This window comes from Novosphingobium terrae, from assembly GCF_017163935.1.
In the GTDB taxonomy this organism is placed as follows: domain Bacteria; phylum Pseudomonadota; class Alphaproteobacteria; order Sphingomonadales; family Sphingomonadaceae; genus Novosphingobium; species Novosphingobium terrae.
On record NZ_JABVZR010000002.1, the window covers coordinates 2,363,113 to 2,389,414 of the forward strand.

Consider the following 26,302-nt stretch of genomic DNA (forward strand, 5'->3'; position numbering starts at 1 on the left):
AATGCCGATGTCGAACCCCAACCCCGCCATCCGTCACCCGATCCCGGCCACCATCGCGGTCGTGATCAAGGATCGGTCCGTGTTGTTGGTGCGCCGTGCCAATCCGCCTGACGCCGGGCTCTGGGGATTTCCGGGCGGCAAGATCGAGTTTGGTGAAACCATCGAGCAGGCCGCTGTGCGCGAGCTTTTCGAGGAAACCGGCGTGGTGGCGGAGGCGGGCCCCGTCTTTACCGCAGTCGATGCCATGGATCAGGATCCGATGGGCGAGACCCGCGCGCATTACGTCCTGATCGCCGTGCTGTGCCGATGGGTGTCGGGTACTCCGGTGGCGGGCGATGATGCGATTGAGGCGGCCTGGCACGGGCTTGACGTGCTGGAGAGCGAGGAACTGGCGATGAGCTTCGGTGTGGCCGATGTGGCACGGCAGGGATGGAGGCTTGCCCTTGGTGCAGACTGAACCGGAGCTTGGCTTCATCGGCCTTGGCACGATGGGGCAACCCATGGCATTGAACCTTCTGCGAAGCGGGGTTCCTCTGCTGGTCTGGAACCGATCGCCCGAACCTTGCCAGACCTTGGCGGCAGCAGGCGCTCTGGTGGCCGAGAGCGCGGCTGATGTTCTGGCGCGATGCCGCACGATCATCCTGATGCTGTCCGACATCGCGGCGAGTGACGCCGTGCTTGGCCGCAACAGCCCGGCGTTTCGCGCGAATGTGGCGGGGCGGACCATTGTCTCGATGAGCACGCTGGAGCCTTCTTCCTCGCAGCACCTCGGTCTGGAGATCGAGGCGGCGGGGGGCCATTATGTGGAGGCGCCTGTCTCCGGATCGCGTGAGCCTGCCAAAGCCGGGCAACTCGTGGCGATGCTGGCGGGGAAGCCGGAGGCGATCGAGGCCATCCGCCCCATGCTTGCGCCGATGATCCGCCAGTCCTTCGCTTGCGGTCCGGTTCCCGGCGCGCTGCGCATGAAACTGGCAGTCAATCTGTTTCTCATCACCATGGTGACGGGGCTTGTCGAGTCGGCGCATTTCGCGCAGCGCGCCGGACTGGATCTGAAGGAACTGGCCGCCATCATCGAGGCCGGGCCGATGGCCAGCGATGTGGCGCGCGGCAAGATCGGCAAGCTGGTGAGCGGGGATTTTTCGCGTCAGGCCTCGATCAGCGATGTGCTGAAAAACAGTGCGCTGGTCTTCGATGCCGCGCGAGAGGTGGCGAGTGCATCGCCCCTGCTGGATGCATGCCTTGAGCTTTATGGCGAGACCGAGAGGCTTGGCTTGGGGGATGAAGACATGATCGCGGTGCTGCGTGCGCTTGAACGCAAGGCGCAAGCCGGCCAGGCTTGAGCCTTGTCGGCCCTGACAGGCCTTTTCGTGCGTTGTTACTGCTTCTTGGGATGTGCCTTTTCATAGGCGTCGGCCTGTTGCCTTAAGGCGATGCAGGGTGGTGTGGCGAAGACTTTCTTCCGAGCTTCGTCGATTTCGCCGTTATTGAGAGATCGCTCTGTGATGGCTTGCATATAGAGAGCAAGACCAACAAAGGTCTGGGGCAATTGGCTGGCCTTGGGCTGGCTTTGCAGCAAGGTTCTCATCTCCTCCAGCTTGCTGTCGTGCTCGCTGGTGAGTTGCGGCAAGCCATCGGCGTCGAGCTGGTCCGACACGGCCATAGCCTGATGGTTGAGGGCGATCAGGCGGGCGCCATCGGGCGTGTGCAGAAACTGGCTGAATGTGGTGAAGTTCTGGCGCTCTTCAAGGCTGAGGCTGCGCAGCTTGCTCATCAGCGGGTTGATCGACTGGTCATCAACCATGGCCAACATGGACTTGCGCATGACATCCATGCAGCCGGGCAGGGCAGGGGCAAGGGCCTTGATCTCGGGCGTAAAGTGACTGTCGTCGATCATCTTGGCCATGGCGGTCGCAAGCGCGCGGCTCAGCTGAAACTCGTCGTTGACATACTGCTGGAACAGCGGATCGGTCGTGAAATTGTCCGGGCTGACCGGCGCGACGGGCTGCGCGACAGCGACGGTCGACTGGGCCGACGCGAGCGTGACGGCCAGTGCCGATAGCAGCATGCCCTTGAGGATGGTCATAAGATCGGGTCCTTCAGCAAAGGGAGGGCGTTTATGATGGATTGCGAAGCACGGCTGATGTGCGCCACGTAAAACCGTTCAGGCTTGGGCCTTGCTGGCACCGACAAGCAGGCTGCGCCTGTCGATCAGACCTTGTCCCACCATATCGAAAAAGGCGCGCACCCGCGCGGTGTTGCGCAAATCCTTATGCGTGATGAGCCAGAGTTCCCGGGTGAGCGCCGCTTCAGTGCCTGATACGCGCATCAGATCAGCCTCCTGATCGCCCAGATAACAGGGCAACAGCGCCATGCCGATGCCCGCCTTCACCGCCATCATCTGGTTGATCAAACTGCTTGAGCGATAAATGATCTGGTCATCGGCAACTGTATCGGTCAGCCATTGGGCTGCGGCCGCTGCTGCTTCCATGTGCCAGCCAATGAAGCTGTGCCCGGCATAGGGAGCGGTTTCGATGGGCGGGCGCCCGGTCAGATAGGCGGGCGTGGCATAGATCGCCCAAGCGGTTTCCGCGATCTTGCGCCCGAACAGATCGCCTTCTGTCGGTCTCGTTGCGCGGATCGCGATATCCGCTTCCCGGCGCAGCAGGTCGAGCTGTCGATTGTCGACCAGAAGTTCGAGCGTAATACCGTCATATTGGGCGCGAAAACCGGCCAGCAGATCATTGAGCAGCCGATAGGCAAGACTTTCCGAGCAGGTGATGCGCAGATGACCGGTTAATCGGGTATCCAGACCCGAGATGTCGCGGTCAACCGACAGGGCCTCATGCTCCATGCGCTCTGCCGCAAGGATCATGCGTTGGCCCGCTTCGGTGGGCTGGTAGGCACCGGCCTTGCGATCGAAAAGCTGGACCTGATAACGCCCCTCCAGCGCATTGAGCCAGCGAAAGATCGTCGAGTGATCGTGCCCCAGCGCCTTGGCCGCGCCCTTTAGGGAGCCATGCCGCCCGATCGTCAGGATCAGGCGAAAATCGTTCCAGTCCATGATGGTGTTCCTGTGGGCAAGCTCGGCTGCTGGTTGGCCCTTGGCTTGCGCGAGGGCAAGGTAAAAGGCGTGATTAGCCTTTGCGGCAGCACAAATGCCACTTTCCAAATGCCAAATCCCTCCAGATCATCAAAGGGTTATGCTCGGCTCATGAACAGAGCGCAGCATAATGGACATCGTGATGGCCATACCCGGTGTGGTGGGCTTCAACCATGGGTCTGATGGGCGCATGGGGCTTGCTGGTCTTGTCAGGCCTATTGGATGTTGCCTGGGCGGTCAGCGTGAAACAAGCTGACGGTTACAGCAAGGTAGGGTGGAGCGTCCTTTCCCTCATCTTGTTAGGGCTGTTTATCTACGCTCTGGGGCGTGCGTTGCAGATGCTGCCCCTGAGCACGGCCTATGCCGTCTGGACAGGAATTGGTGCGGTCGGTTCGGTGGTGGCGGGCATTTTATTCTTCGGCGAGGCGGTCGATGCTGCGCGCCTTGCATGGATCGCTGTGACCCTTGCCGGGATGATCGGCCTCAAACTGACGAGCCGATAATGGCCCGACAAATAAAGGCAAAATCATGAAATCGCAAACAACCAAAGCCATCCCTTCGAGTTTTACGCGCGAGGAGGATCTACAGGCTTATGAGCAAATGGTTCTGATCCGTCGCTTCGAGGAACGCGCCGGGCAATTGTATGGCGAGGGGCTGATCGCCGGTTTCTGCCACCTGTATATCGGGCAGGAGGCGGTTGTCGTGGGCATGCAGATGGCGATCGAGGAGGGTGATCAGGTGATCACGGGCTATCGCGACCACGGCCATATGCTGGCACTGGGCGTCGATCCCGATATCGTTATGGCAGAGTTGACGGGCCGCGCTTCGGGTATATCGCGAGGCAAGGGTGGATCGATGCATATGTTCAGCCCTAAGCTGGGCTTCTATGGCGGCCATGGCATCGTCGGCGCACAGGTTTCGATCGGCACCGGCCTGGCCTTTGTCAACAAATACAAGGAGAACGATCGTGTCTGCCTCACCTATTTCGGTGATGGCGCATCCAATCAGGGGCAGGTCTATGAAAGTTTCAACATGGCCAAGATCTGGAACCTGCCGGTTGTCTATGTCATCGAGAACAACCGTTATGGCATGGGCACCAGCATCGAGCGGGCCTCGGCCACCATCGATCTTTCGAAGCGCGGCGCTTCCTTCAACATTCCCGGCGAGCAGGTCGATGCGATGGATGTGCGCGCCGTGCGTGAGGCAGGGCAGCGTGCGGTTGACCGGGCAAGGGCGGGCGAGGGGCCTTATATTCTGGAGATGTTGACCTATCGCTATCGCGGTCATTCCATGTCAGACCCTGCCAAATATCGCTCACGCGAAGAAGTGCAGCAGATGAAGACGCGGAACGATCCCATCGACCGTGTCATGGCCCGCCTTCTCAACGACTGGAAACTGCCTGCTGATGAGCTGAAGGAGGTCGACCGGCGCATGAAAGAGGTGGCGATCAAGGCGGCAAAGTTTGCCACGATCAGCCCGGAACCGGATCTGAGCGAACTCTACACGGATGTCTATGTCTGAAGGGGGGCAGAAATATCCTTGAAATCACATGAAATCGCACCGATCCCTATTGAAGAAAGGAAGAGCGTAACAGGTATCGATCTGGCGGGAGTAATGCCCGAGGCAATTTGATGCGCTGCAGGGTGTGCAGCATCATAGCTCGATTGGGCAATGGATAGATGGTGCATGGAGCTGAAATATGGCTTGATCTCTGGCTTCAAATCACTCTTCTTCCAGCTTCACGCCTGTGAACTCGATGTACTGGTTGCGGATCAACGCTCCGCTATCCGGACGCCATGGCTGTAGGTCCGCCGTGCGCTTTCAATTTGATGGTCACCAATACTCATAAAAGTGATGCAGTGGGCCATGTCCTTTTCCAGCGTCGAGCCTGTCGCTGTTTGCCAACGCGGCGTGCATGAAGGCCTTCGCACGGCGGACGCTGTCTTCCACCCCAAGCGAAGGCAACAGCGCCGCGATCGCAGCCGACAGGGTACAGCCGGTGCCATGATCGTTGACGGTGTCGATACGCCTTGCCGAAAGCTCGATCCCGTCGCCGCTTCCAAGCAGCAGATCGGTGCTATCGTCTCCATCCCGCAGATGGCCACCCTTGAGAAGCACCCACTGCGCCCCCAGCATACCAAGATCGGCGATCCTTCTGCGCATCTCCTCGCGTGTCCATTCCCCTTCGAAATCGAGCAAGACGCCCGCTTCGGGAAGATTGGGGGTGATGACCGTGGATATGGGGACAAGGTTTTCCGCAATCGCCGTCACGGCATCGGGAAGCAGCAGATGATCGCCGCTCTTTGAGACCATCACGGGGTCTAGCACAATATTCTGCGCGCCATGATGGCGGAGACGATCCGCGATGGTCTCGGCGATGGCCGCCGTGGCGACCATGCCGATCTTGACGGAATCAACGCGAACATCGTCGAACACCGCATCGATCTGATCAGCGACGAACGAAGGTTCTAGGGCGACGAACGAGCGGACCCCTTGCGTGTTTTGAGCGACCACGGCTGTGATCGCGGACATCGCATAGGCGCCCATAGCGGAGAAGGTCTTGATATCCGCCTGAATACCGGCGCCTCCGGTAGGATCTGTTCCGGCAATGGAGAGAACATTTGCGATCATGAGTGCTCCTCAACGGCGAAGTGTGCCAGCCTTGGACGTTCGCCGCATGATGTTGATCTGCTGTGCGGAGAGGGGCGCCCGATCGACATGGCGATGACCCGACCGGACGACGCGAGATGATACAGACGCGTCCCTTCGCCAGCATGATCTGGATCAGGTCCAAAGCGCCATCGCGCTGGGCCAATGGTATCTTGGCTTCCTGTCGAAGCCACCTTCAGTGTTCTGCAGGTGTCTTGGCTTGTGACAGGTTGTCTATCCGCTTTGCCGAGGCTGTCCTGCCGGAATTGTTGAAGCTGCGATGCCAGAGGCGAAAGAAAAGTTGTCGAAGGTGGAATTCACGATGACGATCATCACATCCTCGGGCCGCAGGCCGGGGTTGATCGCCAGCCTGGCAACCAGTTGCCGATAGAAATCCTGCTGCACGTCCTGCGATCGGACGCGGCCCGTGGTGATATGGAAAAGCACGAAATCATCCGAGCGCGGTCCGCCGCCATAGTGGCGGTCAAAGATAAGCTCGCCTGGTTGATGCTGGTGGATCGCGACGAATTGATCGGTCTCGGGAACTTCGAAACCCTCGACCATCGCGCGGTTCAGACTGTCAGCGATGGCGGCGAGATGAGCAGGAGGTTTTCCTGCCAGCAGTGAAATTCTTGTGAATGGCATATTGGCAACTCCGGTTTGATTAATTCCCGAGATAATTGATTGTGACCTGCCGATTGTCTCTCGATGACGTTAGTCAGCCAGGGACTCTGTCCGTGTTGGAGCCAGCGTAGCGTGTCCTTCCACAAGCCCCGCGGTGGCGATCATAAAATAGCGCAAAACGGCCGATAGCGGACAGAGCGTAATCCTGGAGCCTCAGGTAGGCTGGTGTTCGCGCGGCGGGGTGATGATAGTTCAATATAAGCCACAACGCCGCGACCGAGCTAATTTCGTCGTCGGCAACGGCAATGACCAAGGTCGGCGCAGTGACTTTGGTGACGTGATCACAAGCGTCTTGCCGCTCGGCAGCCGGATGATGTTGCTCAAATCGTTGGTGGCGGAAAAACTGGATTTCACGATAGTCATAGGTCAGCATGTCGAAACCATGCGTCGTCAGGAAGTGCGCATAGCGATGGTCATAGCGGGCCAGCACCCTGGTTGCGCCATGGATGATAAGGTTGCCGTGGATGGCACGGCCCTTCGCCACGCAGACATGCCCATGGAGCATAGCGCTATCGGCGCAGCGGATCGACATGGTTTCGCCATGAGGGGCGAGAAGGGAGGCAGCCGGTCTTATCATAGTTATGAGGATAGTGCAGGGGCCAGCCTTTAGGATATTCACTGTACGGTATACATTGATCGTGGCGACATAGCCTCTCCCGCCGCGCGAACGCATCCTCAGGGCCGCCATTCGACTGTTTCAGGGAAAGGGAATTTGCGTTATCATTCTGGACGCGATCGCGGAAACGGCGGGCTTGACCAAGCGCACCGCCTATTACCATTTCCGTAGCAAGAGCGATCTGGTCGCCGCCTTTCTGGCAGAACGACGTGAGCCTAATGTGGCATTGTTCCAGCGCTGATCTGGGCAGTGGGTATGTGATGTGCTGCTTCAAATCTTGGTCAATCATGCGGTTGTTTTACGAATAAAATTCACGCTCGCTGCCACAGTCGGCGCCTACCTTGCGGTTTATCGTTCTGACAGGCGATGAAGTCGTCGATTACGGCGCCACTGGCGATCTGATGGCACTGCCTGCACTCATGGGCACTGCATTGCTAGCCGGCCAAAGGTTGCGGCGGCGACTGCTTCAGCGAGAACCTGTTGATCCACGGCATGGTAGCTTACCCATTATTGCGCCCTGTTCCAATCGCGGGCGGCCCATCCCCGGTTAGCGGGGGCGCTCATCCGGTATCGAGCCTTGCCAATCTGCAAAACAGATTTGTTTGATGCAGCCATGGGTCTGAATGATTATTTGGCAGCAGGAATGAAAATACCCGATTTCACGAAAATTAGCGTGCCATGGTCTTCTTTCCCCAGTGTTCATGGCATTTTTTTGCTATGGATGTTGTTTCGAAGAATTTATTTCGGATCTAACTTTCGGTTCGAGCGACATGGACCAGCCATCGCCGGATTGCCGCTTGATCTGCTTCTGACAGCATTTCTGAAATTTCCTTTTCAAGATTCTGCACGCGCTCCCGGCATTGTTGTAACAACAACAAACCTTCCGGCGTCAATTCGATTTGCAGGATACGTCCATGAGCGTTGTGTGGCACACGGCGTATCGTTTGGGCGCGTTCGAGGTTGGCGACAATGACACTTACCGTCTGAGGCGTCAGCAGGGTAAGGCGAGCGAGATCCGCATTGGAAATGCCCGGATAGGCTTTGATCATCGTCATCACCGCGAATTGCGGAGGTGTGACCTCGAGGTCCGTCAGGGCTCGATCCATACGATGGCGATAGGCACCTGCGGCCTGACGGAGCAGATAACCCAGATAGCCGCTCTCACCGCGTTTGGCCTCTCCGGGGCCTGGAAGGGAAGGATCACTCTGAGGCTTGCGCATGATGTAAGAACTCTGATATTGTGTTCGTACTCTGATATAGACGATCTGGTGGTGATGCACCACCGCTGCCTCGCTGGAGCTTGCAAGATAATGACAACTGCCGTTTTGGCCCCTTCGCATACCTCGGAAAAACCTTTGCGATCAAAGATCCTGACGCTCGGCGCTCCCGTCGCGGCGATGGTTTATCCCGCGCCGCTGGTCGCATTTCACGCCATGCTGACCGCTGCGGATGGGAGTTCGGAGGCCAGATGGTGGCTCATCGGGCCATGTCTTGCCATGCTTCTGACCCTTGCTTTTGCGGCGCCAACATTCGCTTGGCAATGCGCGACTTACCTGTCTCAGATTGAGGACCCTTCCATTGCCGAGGTCCGCGCCCGTCGTGTGGCCTATCTGTCCGTTGGTGCACCGGCGCTCTTCAGCTTCATCGGCACCACAACTTTCATGCTTGGCATTCCGCGTGCCGATATCTGGATTCTTGGCCTGTTCTGGGCGGCCTTGGCGCTGTTCGTCGGCACCGGTGCGAACACGCCTTACGTCAGCAAGGCATCACCGTCGTCTCCGTATGCAATGCGGGTCACCCATGGCGTGGCAGCCCTTGTTCTTGTTTTGGGATTTATCGGGCTTCATCTCACCAATCATCTGACGGGTCTGATCGGTCCGGATGTACATCGCTCCATCATGAAAGCATTGCGTCACATCTATCGGGCGCCTGTGGTTGAGCCGCTGTTGATGGTGGGTTTCATCGTGCTGATCGTGACGGGCTGCTGTATGGCATGGAAGTTGTCGGGCAAGGCCGGTGACCGTTTCCGTGCCTTTCAGCTTGCGACCGGGATTTATCTCACTTTTTTCCTTATCAGCCACACCAGCGCTGTCTTCGTTCTGGCTCGAACCTATCTGGGCATCGATAGCGACTGGGGCTTTGCAACAGGTGCGCCTGCCGGATTGCTGCACGATTCCTGGAACATCAGGCTTGTCCCGCTCTATGGGCTTGGCGTGTTTTGTGCGGTCGCACATCCCTTTGCTGGAGCCCGCGTTGTGATGCTGGCTCATGGCGTGCGTCGGACAGTGGGTGACGCAATTGTCGTGTGGAGCGCGGTTGCTTCCGTGATGATCTCGCTCGCGATCATGTTGGGCATGTGTGGTCTTCGTCTATATTTTGTTTAAAAATATCATGCCAAAACGGTAATTTCTATGAACCTTTAATTCATTTTTTGAAAGATGGTTTTGGCATTTTATCAGGAAAGGATCAGATCATGACTAACATCAATTCAGTCACGACCACCCCGATCCTCGGCTTGTCGGACAGGCTGTCAAACTTTCCCCTGCAGGCCACAAAGCCGGACCCGCAGGCGGATTTAACCGGTTCGGACGATACAGGGCCGCCTCCGCTTCAACTGACTGTCGTGCAGCCCGGTGATTTCACGAAGACCATTTACGACCAGCAGATGCAAGCGGCCGCGGCGGTCGGTCAGGACACCCAGTCGCTGGCTGAATATACGGCAGCGGCCTTTCAGGTGATCATGGCAAAGCGGCCAGATCTGGCTCATGTCAAATTCGATTTTGTGTCTGATCAGGGCTCGGTCAAGGTCGTCTCGGATGCGCTGAGCGAGAAGGACCGGCAATGGCTTGAGGACCAGCTCAATGCCAACAGCGGGCTTGTCGATGCCATGAACAGCTACAACACTGATTTGGGTAAGGTGCAGGCTCTGGCTGCCAAGGCCAATTCTGAAAATTCGACTGCCGCCCCGCTGCCGCCAACCCGTGCGATCGATGGTTCGGTTCGCTTCCTTGCTTTGCTGCAGGGTGTGGTGAACGCGGAGCGACAGGTTGCCTGGTCTCCCGATGAAACGGATACAGACGGTCAGGGCGCGCCGATTGATCTTGCTTCGGTGAGCACCTATTCTCTGGCGGGGATGATCGATGCCAAGCGGCAACTTGATGCCTTACAAAATGGTAATATTATCAGTTATATGAAGGATGGTCGAGTTCTCTATGGGCAACGCGGCGATGACGATCCCTATGCCTCTGCCGGGGCAATCGGCCAAGCATTTCTGGTGGATTCTTCATCGAACCATGCGTTGGCCTCCTGGGGTCTTGGGCAAGGGCCAGCGGTGGATCGCCTGGTGTGATAGGGCGACTCGCGTTACCAAAGCTTGATGCGTTGGGCCTCAGGCTGATCATCATGGATATGGGCCACCAATTTACCGCTATCGGTAGAAACCAGTGATCTGCCGAGGCCAGATGAGGTGTGCGAGATTTGGTCCAGATCGGGGATGCTGCCTTGCTCTTGTCGACGTTTCGTATTGATGGCAAAATTTCCGTTCAAGCGAAGGTTGGGTTCACTGCCCCGGCAAACCCACGCAAAGGTAGCTGAAATGCGGTTCTTGTATGGCGTGCTTATCCTGCTCGGCTTATTTGCGGGTGTGACAACACCGGCATATGCGCGGGATTTGACCAAAACCGATCCTGATCGCGCCCGGATACTGGACGCAGCCCGTCAATTTGCCGTCCTTGGCACTAGCCAGGCATCCGAAGAGATCAAGTGGGTCGTTCGAGACCTCTACAGGGATGGCGATGTTGCCTATCTTTGTGCGGCTCGAGTAACGGATGGTGCTATCGATCGTACGGACGATGCCATTGATGGCTATCTCTTCGGGCTGAAGCGGTTTGCGGGAGCATGGTCCGTCGCGGCGGAAACGGGAACCTTTTTCTCTGCGAAGGCCAAGCCGTCCGATTGCTGGTACAAGGACAAAACGATCCAGTCACAAGCAGATGTCGAAGCGTTTTTGCAAGCCAATGCTGTCGATGTGACTCGGTTGAAGGCGCAGAGCGATGAGGAAGACAAGGTTGTGCAAACCTATCAACGCATGGCGGAAAGAGCGTCTCCGCCCAAAGGAGGGTGGCTGGTTGCCACGCAGAAGCAGGCAATGGATTTGGCCATTGGATTGCTGAGCAGGCATCAGCTCACCACCGTAAAGCCTGATTGCCTCAGCGTTGATGTCGTGGGCGATGACACAGCCTTTTATCTTGTCGAATTCGATGTGCAAAGCGGCCCTGCCTGCAAGGGGCCAGCGCGACTTTTCGCCATTGCGATAGACCGTGCGACTGGCCGTATGACAACCGATGCCGCCAAGCCCAACGGGTTGCTGCGGCCAATCGAGTGAACATATGTTGATCGCGCTGGGTGTGACATTTTCGATATGTGCATTGCAGATTGTATTTCATGAAGATGCTATCGGTTTCGAAGACATGACGGGCCACGCGCCATTGGATCGGTCTTCACGGCGGGAAGGCCTTGGATCAACGTGGGTAGAGATATTTGCGAAACGCAGGTAAAGATCGATTGCATCGAATTTTGCAATAATGATAGCTATTCATGGTGTCAGCCTATGCCAAAACTTGATCTCGCAGCCATTTCTGCTACGAACTACACGAATTATCCGGCGCCGTTCGACGTGCCTGTACAAGGTCGGTGGAGCAAGCGTCTGGCGCTGGCGGGTGGACTCCAGTCGCTTGGCGCAAGCCATGTTGTGCTGAAGCCTGGCGCTTGGTCCGCGCAGCGACATTGGCATAGCGGCGAGGATGAACTTATCGTTATGCTGACAGGTCTTGCGGTGCTGATTGAAGATGGGGGCCGCACCACGCTTGGGCCTGGCGATATTGCTACCTTTCCGGCCGACGTTGCCAATGGCCATCACATCATCAATGAGGGTACGGAGGATTGCTCCTATCTGGCGGTTAGTGCCGGCCCCGATAAAGGGGGTATCTATCCTGATATCGACATGCTTTGGAATGATCAGGGATGTTATCTGCACAAGGATGGAACGCCTTATCCCATTTAAAACTCACTGCCTGAGCATATACTGAGACGTGCTTATGGCGGCGGATAAAGGTTTTGTTTTTTTTCGGTAAGCTCTTGCCTCGAAATCACACATCCAATTGAAAGATTAAACGCCAGCAAAGTCCGTTTTTAGAGAGCGTCGACATCGCTGCCGTATATTCAAGCGCTTCATCGCCGCTTGCTGCGGCCTTGATGGATTCGATTGCTTTTGCGCGAATTGTTGCGATTCCCCAATCAAAATGCCTCGTGCACATGTTTGGCCGAAAGAGGGCGGGCGGCGTTGGCGGACGAGATGCAACCCCTTGTGCTTCTTTATTTGTCCCAAATCGATCTTCATCGGCGACATATTGCTGGCCAGTACAAATCCGCGAGATGGCAGTGGCAACTGCCCGCTATCCGCCTGTGGTGCTGTTAATCACGCTGGACATGTAGAGCCTCTCGCGCTTGCCACCGCCTCTCCTGGATGCCTTGCCCCGGAGAATCATGTTTGTTGCTGGCGCCGGATGGTCTGAACCTGTGCGCGCGGCAGTGCCGAGACGCTGCCGCACACGAGGTGAGATGGCTTTGCCGTGCGATCAGGGGAAACTTCCATGATCAATGTCGTGGTCGATCGGTTGCCTTCTCCGCGTACCGTGGGCAGGGCCACACGCCTGCACCGGCTCCAGGCGGCATTTTGATTGCGTTCCCCAATATAAAATGAATTGCCTATTGTGGAATAGTGGCGAGTGAGGATAAGGAATGTCGCAGAGATTCTAAAAAGAGAGGACAGCCATGAGTCCGCATCAGGCGCCCCCCGCCAACGCAAAGGACATCGCGTCGCCTTGGCGCGATGATGGGTCGAGCAGGATCCCGTCTCCGGTCTACACCAGTCGCGAGATTTACGATCTCGAGCTGGAGCGTATCTTCTACGGCAAACACTGGAGCTATGTCGGGCTGGAGATCGAGGTGCCTGAAGCCGGCTGCTTCAAGCGCACCGCGATCGGCGAGCGCTCGGTTATCATGATCCGCAACCGCAAGGGTGAGATCAATGTGCTGGAAAACCGCTGCGCCCACCGCGCCATGCGTTTCTGTCAGGAGCGCAGCGGCAAGGTGAAAACGCTGGTCTGCCCCTATCACCAGTGGAACTACAATCATGACGGCAAGCTGCTGGGGGTTCCCTTCCAGCGCGGCGTGAAGGGCAATGGTGGTATGCCGGAGGACTTTTCGCTGGAGGATCACCCGCTCAACCGGCTCAAGGTCGAGGTGCGCAACGGGGTGGTCTTTGCCTGTTTTGACCATGAGGTCGAGGATCTGGAAACCTATCTCGGCCCTGAAATCCTGGCCTGTTTCGATCGCACCTTCGATGGCCGCCAGTTGACGCTTCACGGCTATTCGCGCCAGCGCATTCCGGGCAATTGGAAGCTGATGATGGAGAACATCAAGGACCCTTACCATCCCGGCTTGCTCCACACCTGGTTCGTCACCTTCGGCTTGTGGCGGGCCGACAATGAGTCGCAGCTGCGGATCGACGAGAAGGGGCGCCACGCTGCCATGCTGTCGCGTCGTGCGCAGAAGGTCACCGAAAACGTTGCCGAGGGCGTGACCAGCTTCCGCCAGAACATGACACTGCATGACATGCGCCTGCTCGACATCGTGCAGGAGGACTGGTGGGGGCAGCACACGGTTTGCATGACCACTGTCTTTCCCAATGTGATCTTCCAGCAGCAGGTCAACTCGCTCTCGACCCGCCAGATCATCCCGGTTGGGCCCGACGCGTTCGATTTCGTCTGGACCCATTTCGGTTTTGCCGAGGACAGCGAGGAGATGACCCAGCGGCGTCTCACCCAGGCCAATCTGTTCGGTCCGGCAGGCTTCGTCTCGGCCGACGATGGCGAAGTCATCGAATTCAGCCAGGAGGGCTTCCGGCAGGCGCCCGAATTCTCGACCCTGTGTGAGCTGGGCGGCCGCGATGTCGGCCCGACCGAGCACAATGTCACCGAGACTCTTATTCGCGGTATGTACCGCTATTGGCGTGAGGTGATGGAGCTGTGATGACCAGGATATCCCTGCGCGAAGATATCGCCGAACTGATGGCAGCCTATGCTCATTGCCTTGATGATGGCGAGCTTGCTGCATGGCCCGACTTTTTCACCTCCGACGCCTGGTATCGTGTTGTTCCGCGTGAGAATTTCGAACGCGATCTGCCGCTCAGCACGCTTTCGCTGCAGGGGCACGGGATGATGCGTGATCGCCTTTACGGGGTGGAAAGCACCATATTCCATGCCCCCTATTACCAGCGACACATCCTCAGCCAGACACATATCGTCTCGCATGAGGACGACACGATCGAGGCCCGGACCAACTATCTGGTGCTGCGCACGAAGCGTGATCTGCCACCGGAAATCTTCAACACCGGTGTTTATCACGACCGGATCGTGGCCACGCCGCAGGGCTTGAAGTTCGCCCAGCGCTTTTGCGTTTTCGACAATGATCTTATTCCCAACTCGCTGATCTTCCCGATCTGAAGGGAGAGCGATGCGCGCCTGGTCGCCGGGGATGGCTGCCTGTCCCCGGTGCAGCGCCGTTTTACAAAGGATATCCTATGTCCCAATTCATCGTGGTGAACCGCGAGGGTGCCGAGGCCGTTGTGGAGGGCGAGGCTGGCCTGACCCTGATGGAAATCATCCGCGACGCCGGCTTCGACGAGTTGCTGGCGATGTGCGGAGGCTGCCTCTCCTGCGCGACCTGCCACGTCTATGTGGAGGGTGATGCCGTTGCGGCCCTTCCCGAGATCGGCGAGGATGAAGACGATCTTCTGGGGGCGGTGGAGAGCCGCAAGGAAGGCTCGCGCCTGTCGTGTCAGATTCCCTTCTCGCCCGAAATGGCCGGGTTGCGGGTGACCATCGCGCCGGAACAATGATGGGCAAACCACTGCGCTCTTGACCCGCGTCAATTGCAATTGGCAGCAATCCCAAGCAAAGCGTCCGGCATCACATCTGCTGGAGCTGACATGGCCATGGACGAAGAACAGACACCCAAGCGGCGGGCGGGTATCCAGTCGGTCGAGATTGGGCTCAATGTGCTCGATGCGCTGGCCGGTCTTGGCAAGCCTTCGGCCCTGTCCGCGATCGTGCAGCGTTGCGGCCTGTCTCCTTCGCAAACTCACCGCTACCTTGCCAGCCTGATCGTGGCGGGCATGGCGCGGCAGGATGCTGCGGGCAACTATGATTTGGGGCCTGCCGCATTGCGCCTTGGCCTCGGGGCGCTGGCGCGCACCGATGTCTTCCAGACTGCCGATCTGGCCATCGCCGAATTCGTCGAAAAGACCGGGAGAACGGTGCAGATCACCGCGTTGGGGCCGTTTGGCCCTACCGTGGTGCGCTGGCATGTCGGCTCGCCGCCGGTCGTCACCTCGCTGAGTGTCGGCTCGATGCTGCCGCTGTTGCGATCGGCGACGGGCCATATTTTCCTGGCCTTTCTGCCCGCGCGCGAGACGCGCGAACTGGTCGCCAAGGAAACCGCGCCGGGCTATGGACTGAGACCCGTCGATGTCGAAGGCTTACGCCGGCGAGTGCGGGCGGCGGGCGAATCGAGTGTCGATGGCACCGTGATCCCCGGCTTGCGCGCCATCGCCTTTCCGATCTTCGACCTGCAATCGCGCCCGATCCTCACCGCCACCATGCTGTCCAGCGATGCTTTCGATCCGGAGCATGATCGGGCCATCGCGGCGCAGTTGCGCGAGGTCTGCCTGTCGATCAGTGCCCAATTCGGCGGCAAGCCACCGGTGGACTGACGTTACGCACCTTCAATATGGTGCAAATGATTTGACAATGTGAAACAACTCCTGCAGGTTGCCTTCAGCAGCCGGCAGGAGATCGGTCGCCTGGGACATGCCTGACACAAGGTGGCAAAGTCCCGCGCAGATCTCCTCCGGCCGGTCATGGGCGGCTGCGGCGCATGTCGCGCCTCGCCCCGGAACCGAGAGCCAATGCGGAGGCGAAATGACCAAATCCCTGCCCAATGCGCAGCATGACCAACTCGCGGCGCTCTATGAGGAGATGGCGCCCGAAAGTCTGACGCCGCTCTGGGAAATCCTGAGTGCGCTGGTGTTGAGCGAGCCCGAAAGTCCGGCTCGTGTACATCGCTGGAACTATCAGTCGGCGCGCAACCATCTGATGCGGGCGGGCGATCTCATCAGCGCGGAGGAGGCCGAGCGCCGTGTGCTGATCCTGGAGAATCCGGGACTTAAGGGTCAATCGTCGATCACGCCCAGCCTCTACGCGGGTCTCCAAATGATCCTGCCCGGCGAAGTCGCGCCCTGTCACCGCCACAGCCAATGCGCCCTGCGCTTCGTGATCGAAGGGGAGGGGGCCTATACGGCAGTCGATGGGGAGAAGGCGATCATGCATCCTTTCGACCTGGTGCTGACCCCGGGCGGCCAGTGGCACGACCATGGCAATCCCACAGACACACCGATGATCTGGCTCGATGGCCTGGATATTCCCACCGTCCGCCATTTTGACGCCAGCTTCGCCGAAAAGCTGCCCGAGGCGATGCACCCTGAAACGGTCGAGCCCGGCGACACGCTGGCCCGTTATGGTCACAACATGCGCCCGATGCGCGGCGGTGTGGCTGACCGCCGCCCGTCCCATCAGCCCTTGTTTCACTATCCCTATGCCGATTGGCGCCCGGCGCTCGACGCCATGGCCGCCAAGGCCCAGATCGATCCGCATCTTGGCCATGCGCTCGAATTCCTCAATCCGGCCGACGGCGGCGCGATCATGCCGACCATCTCGGCCCATGTACGCCTGATCCCGCAAGGCTATCGCACCCGCCCGCGCCGTTCGACCGATGGTACGACCTTCGTGGTGGTGGAAGGAAGCGGCGAGGCGATCGTGGATGGGGAAAGGCTTGCGCTTTCGCCCCGCGACATCTTCGTCATTCCATCATGGAAGGCGCTGGAATTCGTGGCGGAAAGCCAACTCGTCCTGTTCGGATTTTCGGACAAGACCTCTCAAATCAAACTCAATCTCTATCGGGAAGATCTGGCATGATGCTGTTCGAAGCATGTCCTCCAACGCTGGCCCAAACGACGGGCGGCGATGATTATCCGGTCCGCCGTATCTTCTGTATTGGCCGCAACTATGCGGCTCATGCTCGCGAGATGGGCAAGGACCCGGAGCGAGATCCGCCTTTCTTCTTCACGAAATGGGCTGAAACCCTGGTGCCCAGCGGCTCGACCATCGCCTATCCGTCTCAAACCGGCAATTTCCATTATGAAGCCGAACTGGTCGTCGCGATCGGCAAGGCCGGGCGAGACATTCCGGTCGTGCAGGCGCTCGATCACGTCTACGGCTATGCCACCGGCCTCGACATGACGCGCCGCGATCTGCAACTGGTCGCTCGTGAGCAGGGCCGGCCCTGGGATACCGGCAAGAATGTCGAGCAATCCTCACCCATCGGGCCGATCCACCCGGCCAGCGAGATCGGACATCCTGCAAAGGGCGCGATCCGCCTCACCGTCAATGGACACGTGAAGCAGGATGCCGATCTGGCGGATCTTATTTGGCCGGTGGCCGATGTGATCGCCTACATCAGCCTGTTCTACCGCCTTGAGCCGGGCGATCTGATCTACACCGGCACTCCCGCAGGCGTCGGGGCCGTGGTGGAGGGCGATGTGATCGTCGTGACCATCGACGGTCTGGAGCCCACCGAGGTCACGGTCGGCGCGCCCGTCCGGGATTGAGCCTGCAATCTGGCCATAGTTCACAGGCGACGCAAGATCGCCGCATGAGGAGAGAATCTGATGGCAGCAGTTATAGCGGAGGCGCAGCGCGCCTCCGCCATTGATGGCGCGCGCTTTGGCCCCTTCCAACTGGGGATCGCCGCGCTTTGCGCCCTGATCGCCGGTCTGGACGGGTTCGATACGCAGGCGATTGCTTATGTCGCGCCCAGCATCGCGGAGGTTTGGGGTCTGGACAAGGCGGCCTTCGGGCCGATCTTCGGGGCCGGCCTGCTCGGCCTGACCATCGGCGCCTTCCTGCTGAGCCCCATTGCAGATCGGGTCGGGCGCAAGGCTGTCATTCTCTTCTGCACGGCGGTGTTCGGGCTCTTTGCCCTGCTCACGGCAAGGGCTGCCAATATGGAGCAACTGCTGGCCTATCGCCTGCTGACCGGCATCGGTCTTGGCGGGGCGATGCCCAATCTGATCGCGATCACCAATGAATATGCCCCCTCGCGCCTGAAGGCCACGCTGGTGACGGTGATGTTCTGCGGCTTTCCCCTGGGCTCCACGATCGGCGGCATGATCAGTGCGCCGTTGATCGCGCGTTTCGGTTGGGAAGCGGTGTTTGTGCTGGGCGGCATTTTGCCGGTGGTCCTGCTTCCGGTGCTCTGGTTTGCCATGCCGGAATCGGCGCGTTTTCTGGCGATGGGGAAGAATGCGGAAGCGCGGCTGACGCCTATCCTGAAACGCATCGATCCTTCGCTCACGCCATCGAGCTTTATCGCGCAAATGCGCGGCGAAGCCTCCGATGCGACGCGGCAGCGTTTCCCCGTCATCGAACTGTTTCATGACGGGCGCGGGCGGACCACAGTGCTGCTCTGGCTGGCCTTCTTCATGAATTTGCTGGTGATGTATTTTCTGGTGAACTGGCTACCCTCCTTGCTGCGCGGGTCGGGCCTGCCGCTCTCGATCGCCATCATCTCCACCGCTGTGCTCAATCTGGGCGGGGTGGTCGGCGCTATCGTGCTCGGGCGACTGATCGACAAGCGGGAGCCGGCGCTGATCCTCGGGCTGGCCTATGTCGCATCTGCGCTCTTCATCGTGCTGGTGGCCTATGCGGGCACCAATGTTGTCCTGCTGCTGGCGGGCGCCGCGTTGGCCGGCTTCGGCGTGGTGGGCGGGCAAATCGGGCTCAATGCGGTGGCCGCCTCGACCTATCCCACCGCAGTGCGCGCAACGGGCGTGGGTTGGGCGCTGGGCGTCGGACGGATCGGCTCGATCGTCGGACCGGTTGCGGGCGGAGCGCTGCTCGCACTGGGCTGGACGAGCCAGCAGCTGATCCTCACCGCCGTGATTCCCGCTCTGATCGCTGCTGGTGCCGTTTTTCTCCTTCGCAAGATTTGATGAGGTTTAACGTGCTGCTTCATGGCTATTTTCGTTCCACAGCATCCTATCGGGTGCGTATCGCGCTCAATCTCAAGGGGATTGGCTATGCCGGGGCCTTTCGCCACCTGCGCCGTAACGAGCAGAACGCACCCGACTATCTCGCGCTGAACCCGCAGGGCCTGTTGCCGACACTGGAAACTCCCGAGGGCGTGTTGACCCAGTCGTTGGCGATCTGCGACTATCTGGAGGAGGTCCATCCCGAACCGCCCCTGTTGCCTGGCGATCCCTTTGAGCGGGCAAGGGTACGCGCCTTTGCGCAGGTGATCGCTTGCGACATTCACCCGATCCAGAACCTCAAAATTCTGGCGCGTCTGCGTGCTCTTGGCATAGCGGACGATGATGTGAACGCATGGGCTCACACCACGATCAGCGAAGGTCTGGCCGCCTGTGCGGCGCTGATTGCCGAGCGCAACACACCCTTCTGTTTTGGGGACACCCCCGGGCTGGCGGACATCTGCCTGGTTCCCCAACTCGTGAACGCCCGGCGCTTCGGCGTAGATTTGACTTGGCCAAGGCTGATGGCGATCGAGCAGCATTGCCTCACGCTGGAGGCCTTTGCCGCCGCATCGCCTGAACGGCAGGCGGACGCCGAATAGCCGGAAGAACCATAAGGGGCGCCGTCACAGAGCCGGACAAAGGGCCGACGGCATCCCGCATCTGACAAATTGGGGAGGATTTTTCAACATGCGCAAGCGTGAAACCTTTTGTGCGTCCATTTTCGGCCGAGGGCTCTTGATGATGACGGCCACCATGACCACCGGCATCACGCCCGCCACGGCCCAGATTCTGGCGCCGACATCGCCTGCTCCAGAAGCGGCCAAGCCTGTGCCGCCCCCGCCTGAACTTGTACCCGGTGGGCGGGCTGCAACACCCGACATGCCTCAGCTCATTCGCTGGACCGAGGACTGGAGCAAGCTCCGCGATGTTGCGCCCAAGGATCGTAAGCCGCTCGAAAAGTTGCGCTATCTGCCCTTGGCCGATGACATCTATCTTTCGCTTGGTGGCGAAGCCCGGCTTTATCGCACAGAAACCGACCATCTGACGCTGGGCGCACGCCCCGGCAATGATGCGAATTCGACGCTTCAGCAACGCCTGCGCCTGCTGGCCGATCTGCACATCGGCCCCAATCTGCGCGCCTTTGTCGAACTGGGCGACAATCGCGAGTATGGGCAGGAGATCGCGACGCCGCCCAATCAGGACAAGCTGGATATAGAGCAGGCCTTTGTGGATGCCAAAGTACCGATCGGGCAGAATGCCAGCCTGACGCTGCGCGGCGGGCGTTTTGAAATGCCGCTGGGCAGCTTGCGCCTGGTAGGTCTGCGCGAGGGGACGAATGTGCGCTTTCTCTTCCAGGGTGGGCGTGCCGTTTTCGATCTCAAGGGCAAGGTCCGTGTCGACGCCTTTATGACGCGCCCGGTCCAGATATCGTCGAACAGGGTCTTTGACGATGGCGCTGTGCCCGGGGCGCATTTCAACGGTGTCTATGTCTCGACGCCTGTTGGGGCGGCGGTGCCGGGGGTGGGCTTTGATGTCTATTATTTTGACCAGCGCCGGGAAAACGCCCGCCTGCATGGCTCGACCGCTGCCGTCGAGCTGCGCAAGAGCATCGGCGCGCGTCTTTACGGGCGGTCTCACCACTGGGACTATGACGTGGAGGGCACCTTCCAGTTTGGCGCCTTCGGTACGCAGACCATCCGTGCCTGGGCGGTGATGTATGAGGGCGGCTACAACCTGCCATCTCTTCCGTTGACCCCCCGGGTCGGCGTGCGCGGCAATCTTTTTTCGGGCGGCAGCAATGCGGCTGGCGGCACGATCGGCACCTTCCTCGCGCCTTTTCCCAAGGCGCCGATCTACAACAACAGCGATGCCACCTGGTTCAATTTCTCGAACATGATCGATGTCTTCCCGATGCTGTCGATCAAGCCGTCGCGTCGCCTGAACATCGCGGTGGGTCCTGAGTTCTTCTGGCGGCAGAACGCTGCCGACAGCACATATTCGGCACCCACCGCCGCACCTTTGATCATGCCTGAGGGGCAGGATCGCTATGTCGGCAAGGCCTACAATCTGGAGGTGGGATGGCAGGCCACGCGCAATCTGGCCTTTCGCGTGACCTACAACCGCTTCCTCGCAAGCGACAGCTTCATCGGCGGCGGTGGCAAGAGCGCCCATTTTACCGGCTTGCAGAGCAATTTTCGCTTCTAACCTTTGTGCCTACTAATAGGATGTATAGATGATGATGGCCCAGTATGACGTTCTTATCGTTGGAGCAGGTCATGGTGGAGCTCAGGCAGCCATCGCACTGCGGAAGAACGGTTTTGCCGGGACGATTGGTCTTGTCGGCGCCGAGCTGGAGCTGCCTTATGAGCGGCCGCCCTTGTCCAAGGAGTATCTGGCCGGTGAGAAGGCGTTTGAGCGCCTTCTCATCCGTCAAAAATCCTTTTGGGATCAGAAGGCGATCGAGCTCAGGCTCGGACAAGCGGTGATCGCGGTTAATCCCGGCAATCGTACCGTTGGACTGCGCGATGGTGTGACAATCGGCTTCGGCGATCTGGTCTGGGCCGCCGGGGGAACACCTCGCCAATTGCAATGTGATGGACATCATCTGGGCGGTTTGCATTACATGCGTACCCGCGCCGATGCAGATGCATTGGAGAGGAGGCTTCCAGCGGCAGAGCGGATCGTCATTGTCGGCGGCGGCTATATCGGTCTTGAGGCAGCGGCCGTGATGCGCAAGCTTGGCAAGGCGGTTACCTTGATCGAGACGGCCGACCGGGTGCTGGCGCGCGTCGCGGGTGAACCATTGTCGCGTTTTTTTGAGCGGCTGCATCGAGCACATGGCGTCGATATCCGTTTGAATGCCTCGGTCAATGGTCTGGTAGGAAGGCAGGGTCAGATTGAGGCCGTGAGATTGGCGGATGGCGAGATGTTACCCGCCGATCTGGTCATCGCCGGTGTCGGGATCGTTCCGGCGGTCGAACCCCTTGTCACGGCAGGCGCGACAGCCTCGGCTGGTGGCCTTTGGGTCGATGCCGGAATGAAAACCAGCCTTGATCATGTCTATGCCATTGGCGACTGCGCGGCCCACAGCAATCTTCACGCGGGACATGATGAGCCGATCCGTCTGGAATCGGTCCAGAACGCCAATGATCAGGCGGTCGTGGCGGCGCGCAACATCTGCGGTATCGAGACATTCTACGACGCCAGGCCTTGGTTCTGGTCGCATCAATATGACACCCGGCTGCAGACGATTGGGCTGGCGGCGGGCTTTGACGCGATGCTGCTGCGCGGTGATCCGGATAGCGGCAGCTTCTCGGTTATCTATGGCCGTGGCGGCAGGGTCGTCGCGCTGGATTGTGTCAACAATACGAAGGACTATGTTCAGGGCAGGGGGCTGGTCGAGGCTGGCGCTTTGATGTCTGCTGCTCTGGCTGATGCATCGGTGCCATTCAAAGCGCTGAATGGCGCCGATCAATAGGACACCCGCATCTGGCGCGGACGTGATGAGGGAGCATATGTCAAGGTTCCCTCAGGGCGCTTGTTCTACACCTTTGATGTCTGGCTGTGGTCTTGATCCGCAAGCGGTCCGGCCTGCCGTAGGTGGGCAATGGTGGAAGTAGCCACCTGTCTCAGAGCCCACCGCACGACTTTCAGCCTTGGAGTAGAAAAAGGGATTTCGGGCGTCTGATCGGACGGACCAAGGGCGCTATGAACGCAAGGCTACACGCCGTCACCGATGCCCGCGGTTGTCCTCTGAGTTTTCTCATCACCTCCCGTCATCGGGAATAAAGTGAAGCACACCGGCCCTGTTGGAGGGCCTGCCTGTGTCTTTCGGGTGATGAACGCCATCGTGCACCGGAATCTCGGCGAAATCGAAAGGGCTTACGCCATCAAGACAGGCGACGTTGACGCCATATTCATTCGGGTTCGACCGGCGTTGATGATGCGTGTAGATGCCGCAGCGGGAGCAGAAGAAATGCTGCGCTACGCCGGTGTTGAAACGATAGCTGGTCAGCACCTCTTCACCACGCAGGAAGCGTATACCCCCTAGCGCGGCCGACACTGCCGCCGCACCGCGCATCCGGCAATAGGAGCAGGTGCAACGGCGGATGGTTTGCATGCCATCCGACAGCGTGGCCTCAAAGCGCACCGCGCCGCAGTGGCAGCCCCCGGGCCAGGGATTTTTATGATCTTTCATAGGGTTTTACGCTCCGGTCTGTTGCTTCTCATGGTGTCAATCGCGCCATCGGTTCAGGCATTGCGTCCAAGGTGATTGCGAAAGGCTGCCAACCCTTCCGCCAGACCCGCCCGCCCGAAACCGATGCGAAAGCGGTCATCCGGTGTCGGCCCGAGGGCGGATGTGTAAATGCTGGAGGGGAGCAGCAGAACACCGGCTTCCTCGACGAGCGACGTCGTGAAGCGCTCGACATCGCCGGGGCCAATGTAGCGCGGATAGCCGACGCAACCGCCATCCGGGCGGCTCCAGGCGAAGAGTTCGGGATAATCCGCGAAGAAGCTGTCGAGCAGCACCAGATTGTCGCGCACCAGCTGGTTGTTGCGGGCCAGAATAGCCGTGCGATGCTCCAGCGCGATCAGCGCCAATCTTTCGCTGGGCGCGGAATTGCAGATCGAGAGGAAGTGCTTCATCCGCTCCATACGGATAAGCAGATCGCGGTCCTGACAGGCGATCCAGCCGATCCGTAGCCCCGGCAGGCCATAGGCCTTGGACATCACATTGAGCGACAGGCCCCGCTCATACACATCCGCGACCTGCGGCAGGTGGCGTTGCGGATCAGGCCCCAGCAAGCGGTACACCTCATCGCTGAACAGCCAGATTCCATGCTGGCGGCACAGCGCGATCAGGGCATCGAGGAGAGGGCGCTCAAGGATCTTGCCGGTGGGGTTGTGCGGAAAGTTGATCGAGATCAGCCGTGTGTTCGGGCGAATGGCGGCAGCGACGCGATCGATATCGAGCGACCAGCCGTCGTCAGGATTGAGCGGAACGCCGCTCACATCGCAGATGGAAAGCGGGATGGTCTCGCTGGCCTGATAGTTCGGGGTCACGACGATGGCATGATCGTCAGGCCCCAGCAGTGCGTGAGAGGCGACATAGATCCCTTCTTCCGCGCCTGCAAAGCACAGGATGTCGCTGTCCTTCATCGTGTCATAGGTTGATGCGATCGAGGCCAACAGGGCAGGGTCCCCGAAGGTTTGAGTGTAACCCAGCCACTGATCGTCAAGCGCCGCCGCGGCATCCTTGCCGCCAAGCGCCAGCAATTCCCGGACCGTGAAGCTTTGCGCATCCGAGGCGGTCAGATGGTAGCGCGCCTTGAACTCCCAGCGCGAGAAATAGGTCTCAAGGCGAAAATCGGGCAACAGCGTCATGGGTTCTGCTCCGCTTATGGATCGGTTCGGGAGGCTTTGAGAAGTTTGTAGCGTATCACCTTTGAACGGTTGAGACTGCGGGTGAGACAGGGCACCGGGTTACGGAAGTTGAAGTTATCCCCGCGCATCCGGTTGACGGCAAGCCGTTGGCTGACTGGCTCCGCTTCAAGGCTCTGGTGATGTTCGCTTTCAAGGCGGCGGGATCATCGACATGGGCAAGATGGCCCTGGCCTTGCATGGTCTCCACATGGGCTTGCGGCATGGCTTGCGCAAACCGGCGGAATGCTGCGCCGTAAAGCCATGGTCCTCGCTCATCGCGCCGATGATCAGTGTTGTGATAGCACCGAGCGCATCATAACTTTCATAGCGAGGGGGGAAGGCATTGATCGCAGCCATTTCGTCTCCCAATGATTCCGCCATGGTCAACAGATGGGGCCAGACAGGCTGGTTCCGCAAATCTCCGAGATAGGCCTCGTCAAAGCCCGACACGTCGCGGTTGATGATCAGCGTCTCTCCTTCGCCCTTGCGCTTATATGTGGCCATGCCGTTGCGGGTGTTCCACTCATACACGCTGGCTTCTCCTGACATCTCGCTTGCGGCGATGTTAGGGGAAAACGAGCGCCTGTATCTTCACTTATGGGTGTAAATTCGGGACTTACGGCTTGCATCCGGGCAAGCCATCCGCTCCATGCACCATGGCGGCGGAGCGGATGGTATTGCACGGCCTAGAGCTTCACGGCTGCATTTCCGCCGTCGGCCCATAAGGCCGAACCTGTCACGAAGCTTGCCATATCGCTGGCGAGGAACAGCGCTGCCTTGGCGATTTCCTCAGGTTCGGCGATCCGCTTCATGGCATGCAGACCGGCTGCCCATGCCCGCTGGTCTGCGTCACCCGCCATTTCGGTTGCGGTGCCGCCGGGCAGCAGGGCGTTGGCGCGGATGCCGGCCCCTGCATAGTCCGCCGTTATGCCTCGGACCAGCCCCATCAGCCCGGCCTTGCTGGCGGCATAGGCGCTCATCCCCGGCAAGCCGACACTGTTGCCCACAAAACTGCTGGTGAACACTAGTGCCCCCGCTCCCCGCTGCAGCATGACCGGGATTTGAGCCCGCGCGCCGAGGAATGCGGCTGTGAGATTGGCGTCCAGAACATCCATCCATTGCCTTGGCGCCATCTCCGCCAAGGGCTTCATCGCGCCGACCTGCCCTGCGTTGTTGAAGGCGATGTCCAGCCTTCCGAAATGAGAGAGCGCGGTCTCTACAGCCGCCTGATGCGTCGCCTCATTGGTCACGTCTCCGGCGACGATGGCGACTTTGCCGCCGTCCTTCTCCATTTGATGGGCCAGTTGCTCCAGTCGATCCTGTCGGCGCGCAACGAGGACGAGCGATGCCCCCTGCGCCGCGAACAGAATTGCGGCTGCTTGTCCGATCCCTGAACTTGCGCCTGTGATGATCGCAACCTTGCCGTCAATGAGTTTCATCTCTCACCTCCATCTTGTGGAGGCGCAAGGATAAAGGACGCTACGGGTGCATACCTCTCGTTCCTTGCCTTCAAATTGAGAAGCGGCCTCGCATGGTGCGCTTCAATTCTTCAAGGCTAGCAGAATGCCGCGCAGATGATGGATGGCTACATCCGTAGGGCACGAGCCATCGTGCAAATTGA

General features: G+C 59.3%; 28 protein-coding genes and 1 pseudogene. 19 read left to right on the forward strand and 10 right to left on the reverse strand.

The annotated features are described in order from the left end of the window. Position 1: 1 nt before the first annotated feature. Positions 2 to 457: an NUDIX hydrolase gene (locus HGK27_RS28215; RefSeq protein ID WP_407674669.1), complete on the forward strand. Its 456-nt coding sequence runs from the start codon at positions 2 to 4 to the stop codon at positions 455 to 457. Further along, positions 414 to 1,340 carry an NAD(P)-dependent oxidoreductase gene (locus HGK27_RS28220; protein WP_206244118.1) on the forward strand — a complete coding sequence of 309 codons (927 nt, stop codon included), beginning with the start codon at positions 414 to 416 and terminating at the stop codon, positions 1,338 to 1,340. Before HGK27_RS28215 ends, HGK27_RS28220 begins: the two co-directional genes overlap by 44 nt. A gap of 35 nt (positions 1,341 to 1,375) precedes the next feature. Here the strand turns inward: HGK27_RS28220 and HGK27_RS28225 are convergent, their stop codons facing one another. Together HGK27_RS28225 and HGK27_RS28230 are read right to left on the reverse strand one after the other, a co-directional pair. Beyond that, entirely contained in the window at positions 1,376 to 2,083 is a 708-nt protein-coding gene (locus tag HGK27_RS28225) for a hypothetical protein (RefSeq protein ID WP_206244119.1), read from the reverse strand. Positions 2,084 to 2,161: 78 nt separating this feature from the next. After that, a complete protein-coding gene (locus HGK27_RS28230; protein WP_206244120.1) occupies positions 2,162 to 3,061 on the reverse strand; it encodes a LysR family transcriptional regulator in 900 nt (299 codons plus the stop codon). A gap of 212 nt (positions 3,062 to 3,273) precedes the next feature. On the opposite strand from HGK27_RS28230, the gene HGK27_RS28235 reads away from it, so the two are divergent. Together HGK27_RS28235 and pdhA are read left to right on the forward strand one after the other, a co-directional pair. Next, positions 3,274 to 3,603, forward strand: a complete 330-nt coding sequence (locus HGK27_RS28235; protein WP_206244121.1) for a DMT family transporter — start codon at positions 3,274 to 3,276, stop codon at positions 3,601 to 3,603. 25 nt (positions 3,604 to 3,628) lie between these two features. Beyond that, on the forward strand, positions 3,629 to 4,621 hold the full coding sequence (gene pdhA / locus HGK27_RS28240) for a pyruvate dehydrogenase (acetyl-transferring) E1 component subunit alpha (protein ID WP_206244122.1): 993 nt from the start codon (positions 3,629 to 3,631) through the stop codon (positions 4,619 to 4,621). A gap of 312 nt (positions 4,622 to 4,933) precedes the next feature. Here pdhA and thiD read toward each other — a convergent pair whose 3' ends face one another. The 4 genes from thiD to HGK27_RS28265 form a co-directional block, all read right to left on the reverse strand. Then, positions 4,934 to 5,731 (reverse strand): bifunctional hydroxymethylpyrimidine kinase/phosphomethylpyrimidine kinase, encoded by a 798-nt coding sequence (gene thiD, locus HGK27_RS28245; RefSeq protein ID WP_206244123.1) that lies wholly within the window; start codon positions 5,729 to 5,731, stop codon positions 4,934 to 4,936. 252 nt (positions 5,732 to 5,983) lie between these two features. Further along, positions 5,984 to 6,394, reverse strand: a complete 411-nt coding sequence (locus tag HGK27_RS28250; RefSeq protein WP_206244124.1) for a tautomerase family protein — start codon at positions 6,392 to 6,394, stop codon at positions 5,984 to 5,986. A gap of 73 nt (positions 6,395 to 6,467) precedes the next feature. Then, positions 6,468 to 6,965, reverse strand: coding sequence for a hypothetical protein (locus HGK27_RS28255; RefSeq protein ID WP_206244125.1), 498 nt, complete (start codon positions 6,963 to 6,965; stop codon positions 6,468 to 6,470). Between the two features lie 833 nt (positions 6,966 to 7,798). Next, entirely contained in the window at positions 7,799 to 8,269 is a 471-nt protein-coding gene (locus tag HGK27_RS28265) for a MarR family winged helix-turn-helix transcriptional regulator (RefSeq protein WP_206245601.1), read from the reverse strand. Positions 8,270 to 8,359: 90 nt separating this feature from the next. Between HGK27_RS28265 and HGK27_RS28270 the strand changes: the two genes are divergently transcribed. The 15 genes and pseudogenes from HGK27_RS28270 to HGK27_RS31225 form a co-directional block, all read left to right on the forward strand. Then, positions 8,360 to 9,433 carry a hypothetical protein gene (locus tag HGK27_RS28270; RefSeq protein WP_206244126.1) on the forward strand — a complete coding sequence of 358 codons (1,074 nt, stop codon included), beginning with the start codon at positions 8,360 to 8,362 and terminating at the stop codon, positions 9,431 to 9,433. 89 nt (positions 9,434 to 9,522) lie between these two features. Further along, positions 9,523 to 10,398, forward strand: a complete 876-nt coding sequence (locus HGK27_RS28275; protein ID WP_206244127.1) for a hypothetical protein — start codon at positions 9,523 to 9,525, stop codon at positions 10,396 to 10,398. 246 nt (positions 10,399 to 10,644) lie between these two features. Further along, entirely contained in the window at positions 10,645 to 11,433 is a 789-nt protein-coding gene (locus HGK27_RS28280; RefSeq protein WP_206244128.1) for a hypothetical protein, read from the forward strand. A 225-nt stretch (positions 11,434 to 11,658) separates the two neighbouring features. After that, positions 11,659 to 12,111: a cupin domain-containing protein gene (locus HGK27_RS28285; RefSeq protein WP_206244129.1), complete on the forward strand. Its 453-nt coding sequence runs from the start codon at positions 11,659 to 11,661 to the stop codon at positions 12,109 to 12,111. Positions 12,112 to 12,881: 770 nt separating this feature from the next. Then, positions 12,882 to 14,141 (forward strand): aromatic ring-hydroxylating dioxygenase subunit alpha, encoded by a 1,260-nt coding sequence (locus HGK27_RS28290; RefSeq protein WP_206244130.1) that lies wholly within the window; start codon positions 12,882 to 12,884, stop codon positions 14,139 to 14,141. After that, positions 14,141 to 14,614 (forward strand): aromatic-ring-hydroxylating dioxygenase subunit beta, encoded by a 474-nt coding sequence (locus HGK27_RS28295; protein WP_206244131.1) that lies wholly within the window; start codon positions 14,141 to 14,143, stop codon positions 14,612 to 14,614. Before HGK27_RS28290 ends, HGK27_RS28295 begins: the two co-directional genes overlap by 1 nt. Before the next feature lie 77 nt (positions 14,615 to 14,691). Continuing rightward, positions 14,692 to 15,009 carry a 2Fe-2S iron-sulfur cluster-binding protein gene (locus HGK27_RS28300; RefSeq protein ID WP_206244132.1) on the forward strand — a complete coding sequence of 106 codons (318 nt, stop codon included), beginning with the start codon at positions 14,692 to 14,694 and terminating at the stop codon, positions 15,007 to 15,009. Positions 15,010 to 15,099: 90 nt separating this feature from the next. Then, positions 15,100 to 15,882: an IclR family transcriptional regulator gene (locus tag HGK27_RS28305; RefSeq protein WP_206244133.1), complete on the forward strand. Its 783-nt coding sequence runs from the start codon at positions 15,100 to 15,102 to the stop codon at positions 15,880 to 15,882. Between the two features lie 208 nt (positions 15,883 to 16,090). Beyond that, a complete protein-coding gene (gene gtdA, locus HGK27_RS28310; protein WP_206244134.1) occupies positions 16,091 to 17,143 on the forward strand; it encodes a gentisate 1,2-dioxygenase in 1,053 nt (350 codons plus the stop codon). Then, on the forward strand, positions 17,140 to 17,835 hold the full coding sequence (locus tag HGK27_RS28315) for a fumarylacetoacetate hydrolase family protein (protein ID WP_206244135.1): 696 nt from the start codon (positions 17,140 to 17,142) through the stop codon (positions 17,833 to 17,835). The genes gtdA and HGK27_RS28315 overlap by 4 nt, the downstream gene beginning before the upstream one ends. A gap of 60 nt (positions 17,836 to 17,895) precedes the next feature. Next, entirely contained in the window at positions 17,896 to 19,218 is a 1,323-nt protein-coding gene (locus HGK27_RS28320) for an MFS transporter (protein WP_206244136.1), read from the forward strand. Continuing rightward, positions 19,218 to 19,856 carry a maleylacetoacetate isomerase gene (maiA, locus tag HGK27_RS28325; RefSeq protein ID WP_206244137.1) on the forward strand — a complete coding sequence of 213 codons (639 nt, stop codon included), beginning with the start codon at positions 19,218 to 19,220 and terminating at the stop codon, positions 19,854 to 19,856. Before HGK27_RS28320 ends, maiA begins: the two co-directional genes overlap by 1 nt. 139 nt (positions 19,857 to 19,995) lie before the next feature. Further along, positions 19,996 to 21,462: an alginate export family protein gene (locus HGK27_RS28330; RefSeq protein WP_206244138.1), complete on the forward strand. Its 1,467-nt coding sequence runs from the start codon at positions 19,996 to 19,998 to the stop codon at positions 21,460 to 21,462. Positions 21,463 to 21,496: 34 nt separating this feature from the next. Next, positions 21,497 to 22,735, forward strand: a complete 1,239-nt coding sequence (locus HGK27_RS28335; RefSeq protein ID WP_206245602.1) for an NAD(P)/FAD-dependent oxidoreductase — start codon at positions 21,497 to 21,499, stop codon at positions 22,733 to 22,735. Positions 22,736 to 22,876: 141 nt separating this feature from the next. Further along, a pseudogene (locus tag HGK27_RS31225) lies at positions 22,877 to 23,031 on the forward strand (IS5/IS1182 family transposase); the annotation flags it as partial. On the opposite strand, the gene HGK27_RS28340 reads toward HGK27_RS31225, so the two are convergent. From HGK27_RS28340 to HGK27_RS28355, 4 genes are all read right to left on the reverse strand, one after another. Next, a complete protein-coding gene (locus HGK27_RS28340; RefSeq protein WP_206244139.1) occupies positions 23,024 to 23,455 on the reverse strand; it encodes a GFA family protein in 432 nt (143 codons plus the stop codon). The pseudogene HGK27_RS31225 and the gene HGK27_RS28340 overlap by 8 nt on opposite strands. A gap of 53 nt (positions 23,456 to 23,508) precedes the next feature. After that, the gene (locus HGK27_RS28345) at positions 23,509 to 24,642 is read right to left on the reverse strand and encodes an aminotransferase class I/II-fold pyridoxal phosphate-dependent enzyme (RefSeq protein WP_206244140.1); all 1,134 of its coding nucleotides are present in this window, start codon (positions 24,640 to 24,642) and stop codon (positions 23,509 to 23,511) included. A 189-nt stretch (positions 24,643 to 24,831) separates the two neighbouring features. Next, complete coding sequence (locus tag HGK27_RS28350) at positions 24,832 to 25,212, reverse strand: hypothetical protein (RefSeq protein ID WP_206244141.1); 381 nt, start codon at positions 25,210 to 25,212, stop codon at positions 24,832 to 24,834. A gap of 155 nt (positions 25,213 to 25,367) precedes the next feature. Continuing rightward, positions 25,368 to 26,120: an SDR family oxidoreductase gene (locus tag HGK27_RS28355; protein ID WP_206244142.1), complete on the reverse strand. Its 753-nt coding sequence runs from the start codon at positions 26,118 to 26,120 to the stop codon at positions 25,368 to 25,370. Positions 26,121 to 26,302: the final 182 nt, after the last annotated feature.

Excerpts from the sequence above, each read along its gene's own strand:
- HGK27_RS28215 (WP_407674669.1), top strand. The coding sequence starts at position 2 with ATGCCGATGTCGAACCCCAACCCCGCCATCCGTCACCCGATCCCGGCC.
- HGK27_RS28220 (WP_206244118.1), top strand. The coding sequence starts at position 414 with ATGTGGCACGGCAGGGATGGAGGCTTGCCCTTGGTGCAGACTGAACCG.
- HGK27_RS28225 (WP_206244119.1), bottom strand. The coding sequence starts at position 2,083 with ATGACCATCCTCAAGGGCATGCTGCTATCGGCACTGGCCGTCACGCTC.
- HGK27_RS28230 (WP_206244120.1), bottom strand. The coding sequence starts at position 3,061 with ATGGACTGGAACGATTTTCGCCTGATCCTGACGATCGGGCGGCATGGC.
- HGK27_RS28235 (WP_206244121.1), top strand. The coding sequence starts at position 3,274 with ATGGGTCTGATGGGCGCATGGGGCTTGCTGGTCTTGTCAGGCCTATTG.
- pdhA (WP_206244122.1), top strand. The coding sequence starts at position 3,629 with ATGAAATCGCAAACAACCAAAGCCATCCCTTCGAGTTTTACGCGCGAG.
- thiD (WP_206244123.1), bottom strand. The coding sequence starts at position 5,731 with ATGATCGCAAATGTTCTCTCCATTGCCGGAACAGATCCTACCGGAGGC.
- HGK27_RS28250 (WP_206244124.1), bottom strand. The coding sequence starts at position 6,394 with ATGCCATTCACAAGAATTTCACTGCTGGCAGGAAAACCTCCTGCTCAT.
- HGK27_RS28255 (WP_206244125.1), bottom strand. The coding sequence starts at position 6,965 with ATGTCGATCCGCTGCGCCGATAGCGCTATGCTCCATGGGCATGTCTGC.
- HGK27_RS28265 (WP_206245601.1), bottom strand. The coding sequence starts at position 8,269 with ATGCGCAAGCCTCAGAGTGATCCTTCCCTTCCAGGCCCCGGAGAGGCC.
- HGK27_RS28270 (WP_206244126.1), top strand. The coding sequence starts at position 8,360 with ATGACAACTGCCGTTTTGGCCCCTTCGCATACCTCGGAAAAACCTTTG.
- HGK27_RS28275 (WP_206244127.1), top strand. The coding sequence starts at position 9,523 with ATGACTAACATCAATTCAGTCACGACCACCCCGATCCTCGGCTTGTCG.
- HGK27_RS28280 (WP_206244128.1), top strand. The coding sequence starts at position 10,645 with ATGCGGTTCTTGTATGGCGTGCTTATCCTGCTCGGCTTATTTGCGGGT.
- HGK27_RS28285 (WP_206244129.1), top strand. The coding sequence starts at position 11,659 with ATGCCAAAACTTGATCTCGCAGCCATTTCTGCTACGAACTACACGAAT.
- HGK27_RS28290 (WP_206244130.1), top strand. The coding sequence starts at position 12,882 with ATGAGTCCGCATCAGGCGCCCCCCGCCAACGCAAAGGACATCGCGTCG.
- HGK27_RS28295 (WP_206244131.1), top strand. The coding sequence starts at position 14,141 with ATGACCAGGATATCCCTGCGCGAAGATATCGCCGAACTGATGGCAGCC.
- HGK27_RS28300 (WP_206244132.1), top strand. The coding sequence starts at position 14,692 with ATGTCCCAATTCATCGTGGTGAACCGCGAGGGTGCCGAGGCCGTTGTG.
- HGK27_RS28305 (WP_206244133.1), top strand. The coding sequence starts at position 15,100 with ATGGCCATGGACGAAGAACAGACACCCAAGCGGCGGGCGGGTATCCAG.
- gtdA (WP_206244134.1), top strand. The coding sequence starts at position 16,091 with ATGACCAAATCCCTGCCCAATGCGCAGCATGACCAACTCGCGGCGCTC.
- HGK27_RS28315 (WP_206244135.1), top strand. The coding sequence starts at position 17,140 with ATGATGCTGTTCGAAGCATGTCCTCCAACGCTGGCCCAAACGACGGGC.
- HGK27_RS28320 (WP_206244136.1), top strand. The coding sequence starts at position 17,896 with ATGGCAGCAGTTATAGCGGAGGCGCAGCGCGCCTCCGCCATTGATGGC.
- maiA (WP_206244137.1), top strand. The coding sequence starts at position 19,218 with ATGAGGTTTAACGTGCTGCTTCATGGCTATTTTCGTTCCACAGCATCC.
- HGK27_RS28330 (WP_206244138.1), top strand. The coding sequence starts at position 19,996 with ATGATGACGGCCACCATGACCACCGGCATCACGCCCGCCACGGCCCAG.
- HGK27_RS28335 (WP_206245602.1), top strand. The coding sequence starts at position 21,497 with ATGGCCCAGTATGACGTTCTTATCGTTGGAGCAGGTCATGGTGGAGCT.
- HGK27_RS28340 (WP_206244139.1), bottom strand. The coding sequence starts at position 23,455 with ATGAAAGATCATAAAAATCCCTGGCCCGGGGGCTGCCACTGCGGCGCG.
- HGK27_RS28345 (WP_206244140.1), bottom strand. The coding sequence starts at position 24,642 with ATGACGCTGTTGCCCGATTTTCGCCTTGAGACCTATTTCTCGCGCTGG.
- HGK27_RS28355 (WP_206244142.1), bottom strand. The coding sequence starts at position 26,120 with ATGAAACTCATTGACGGCAAGGTTGCGATCATCACAGGCGCAAGTTCA.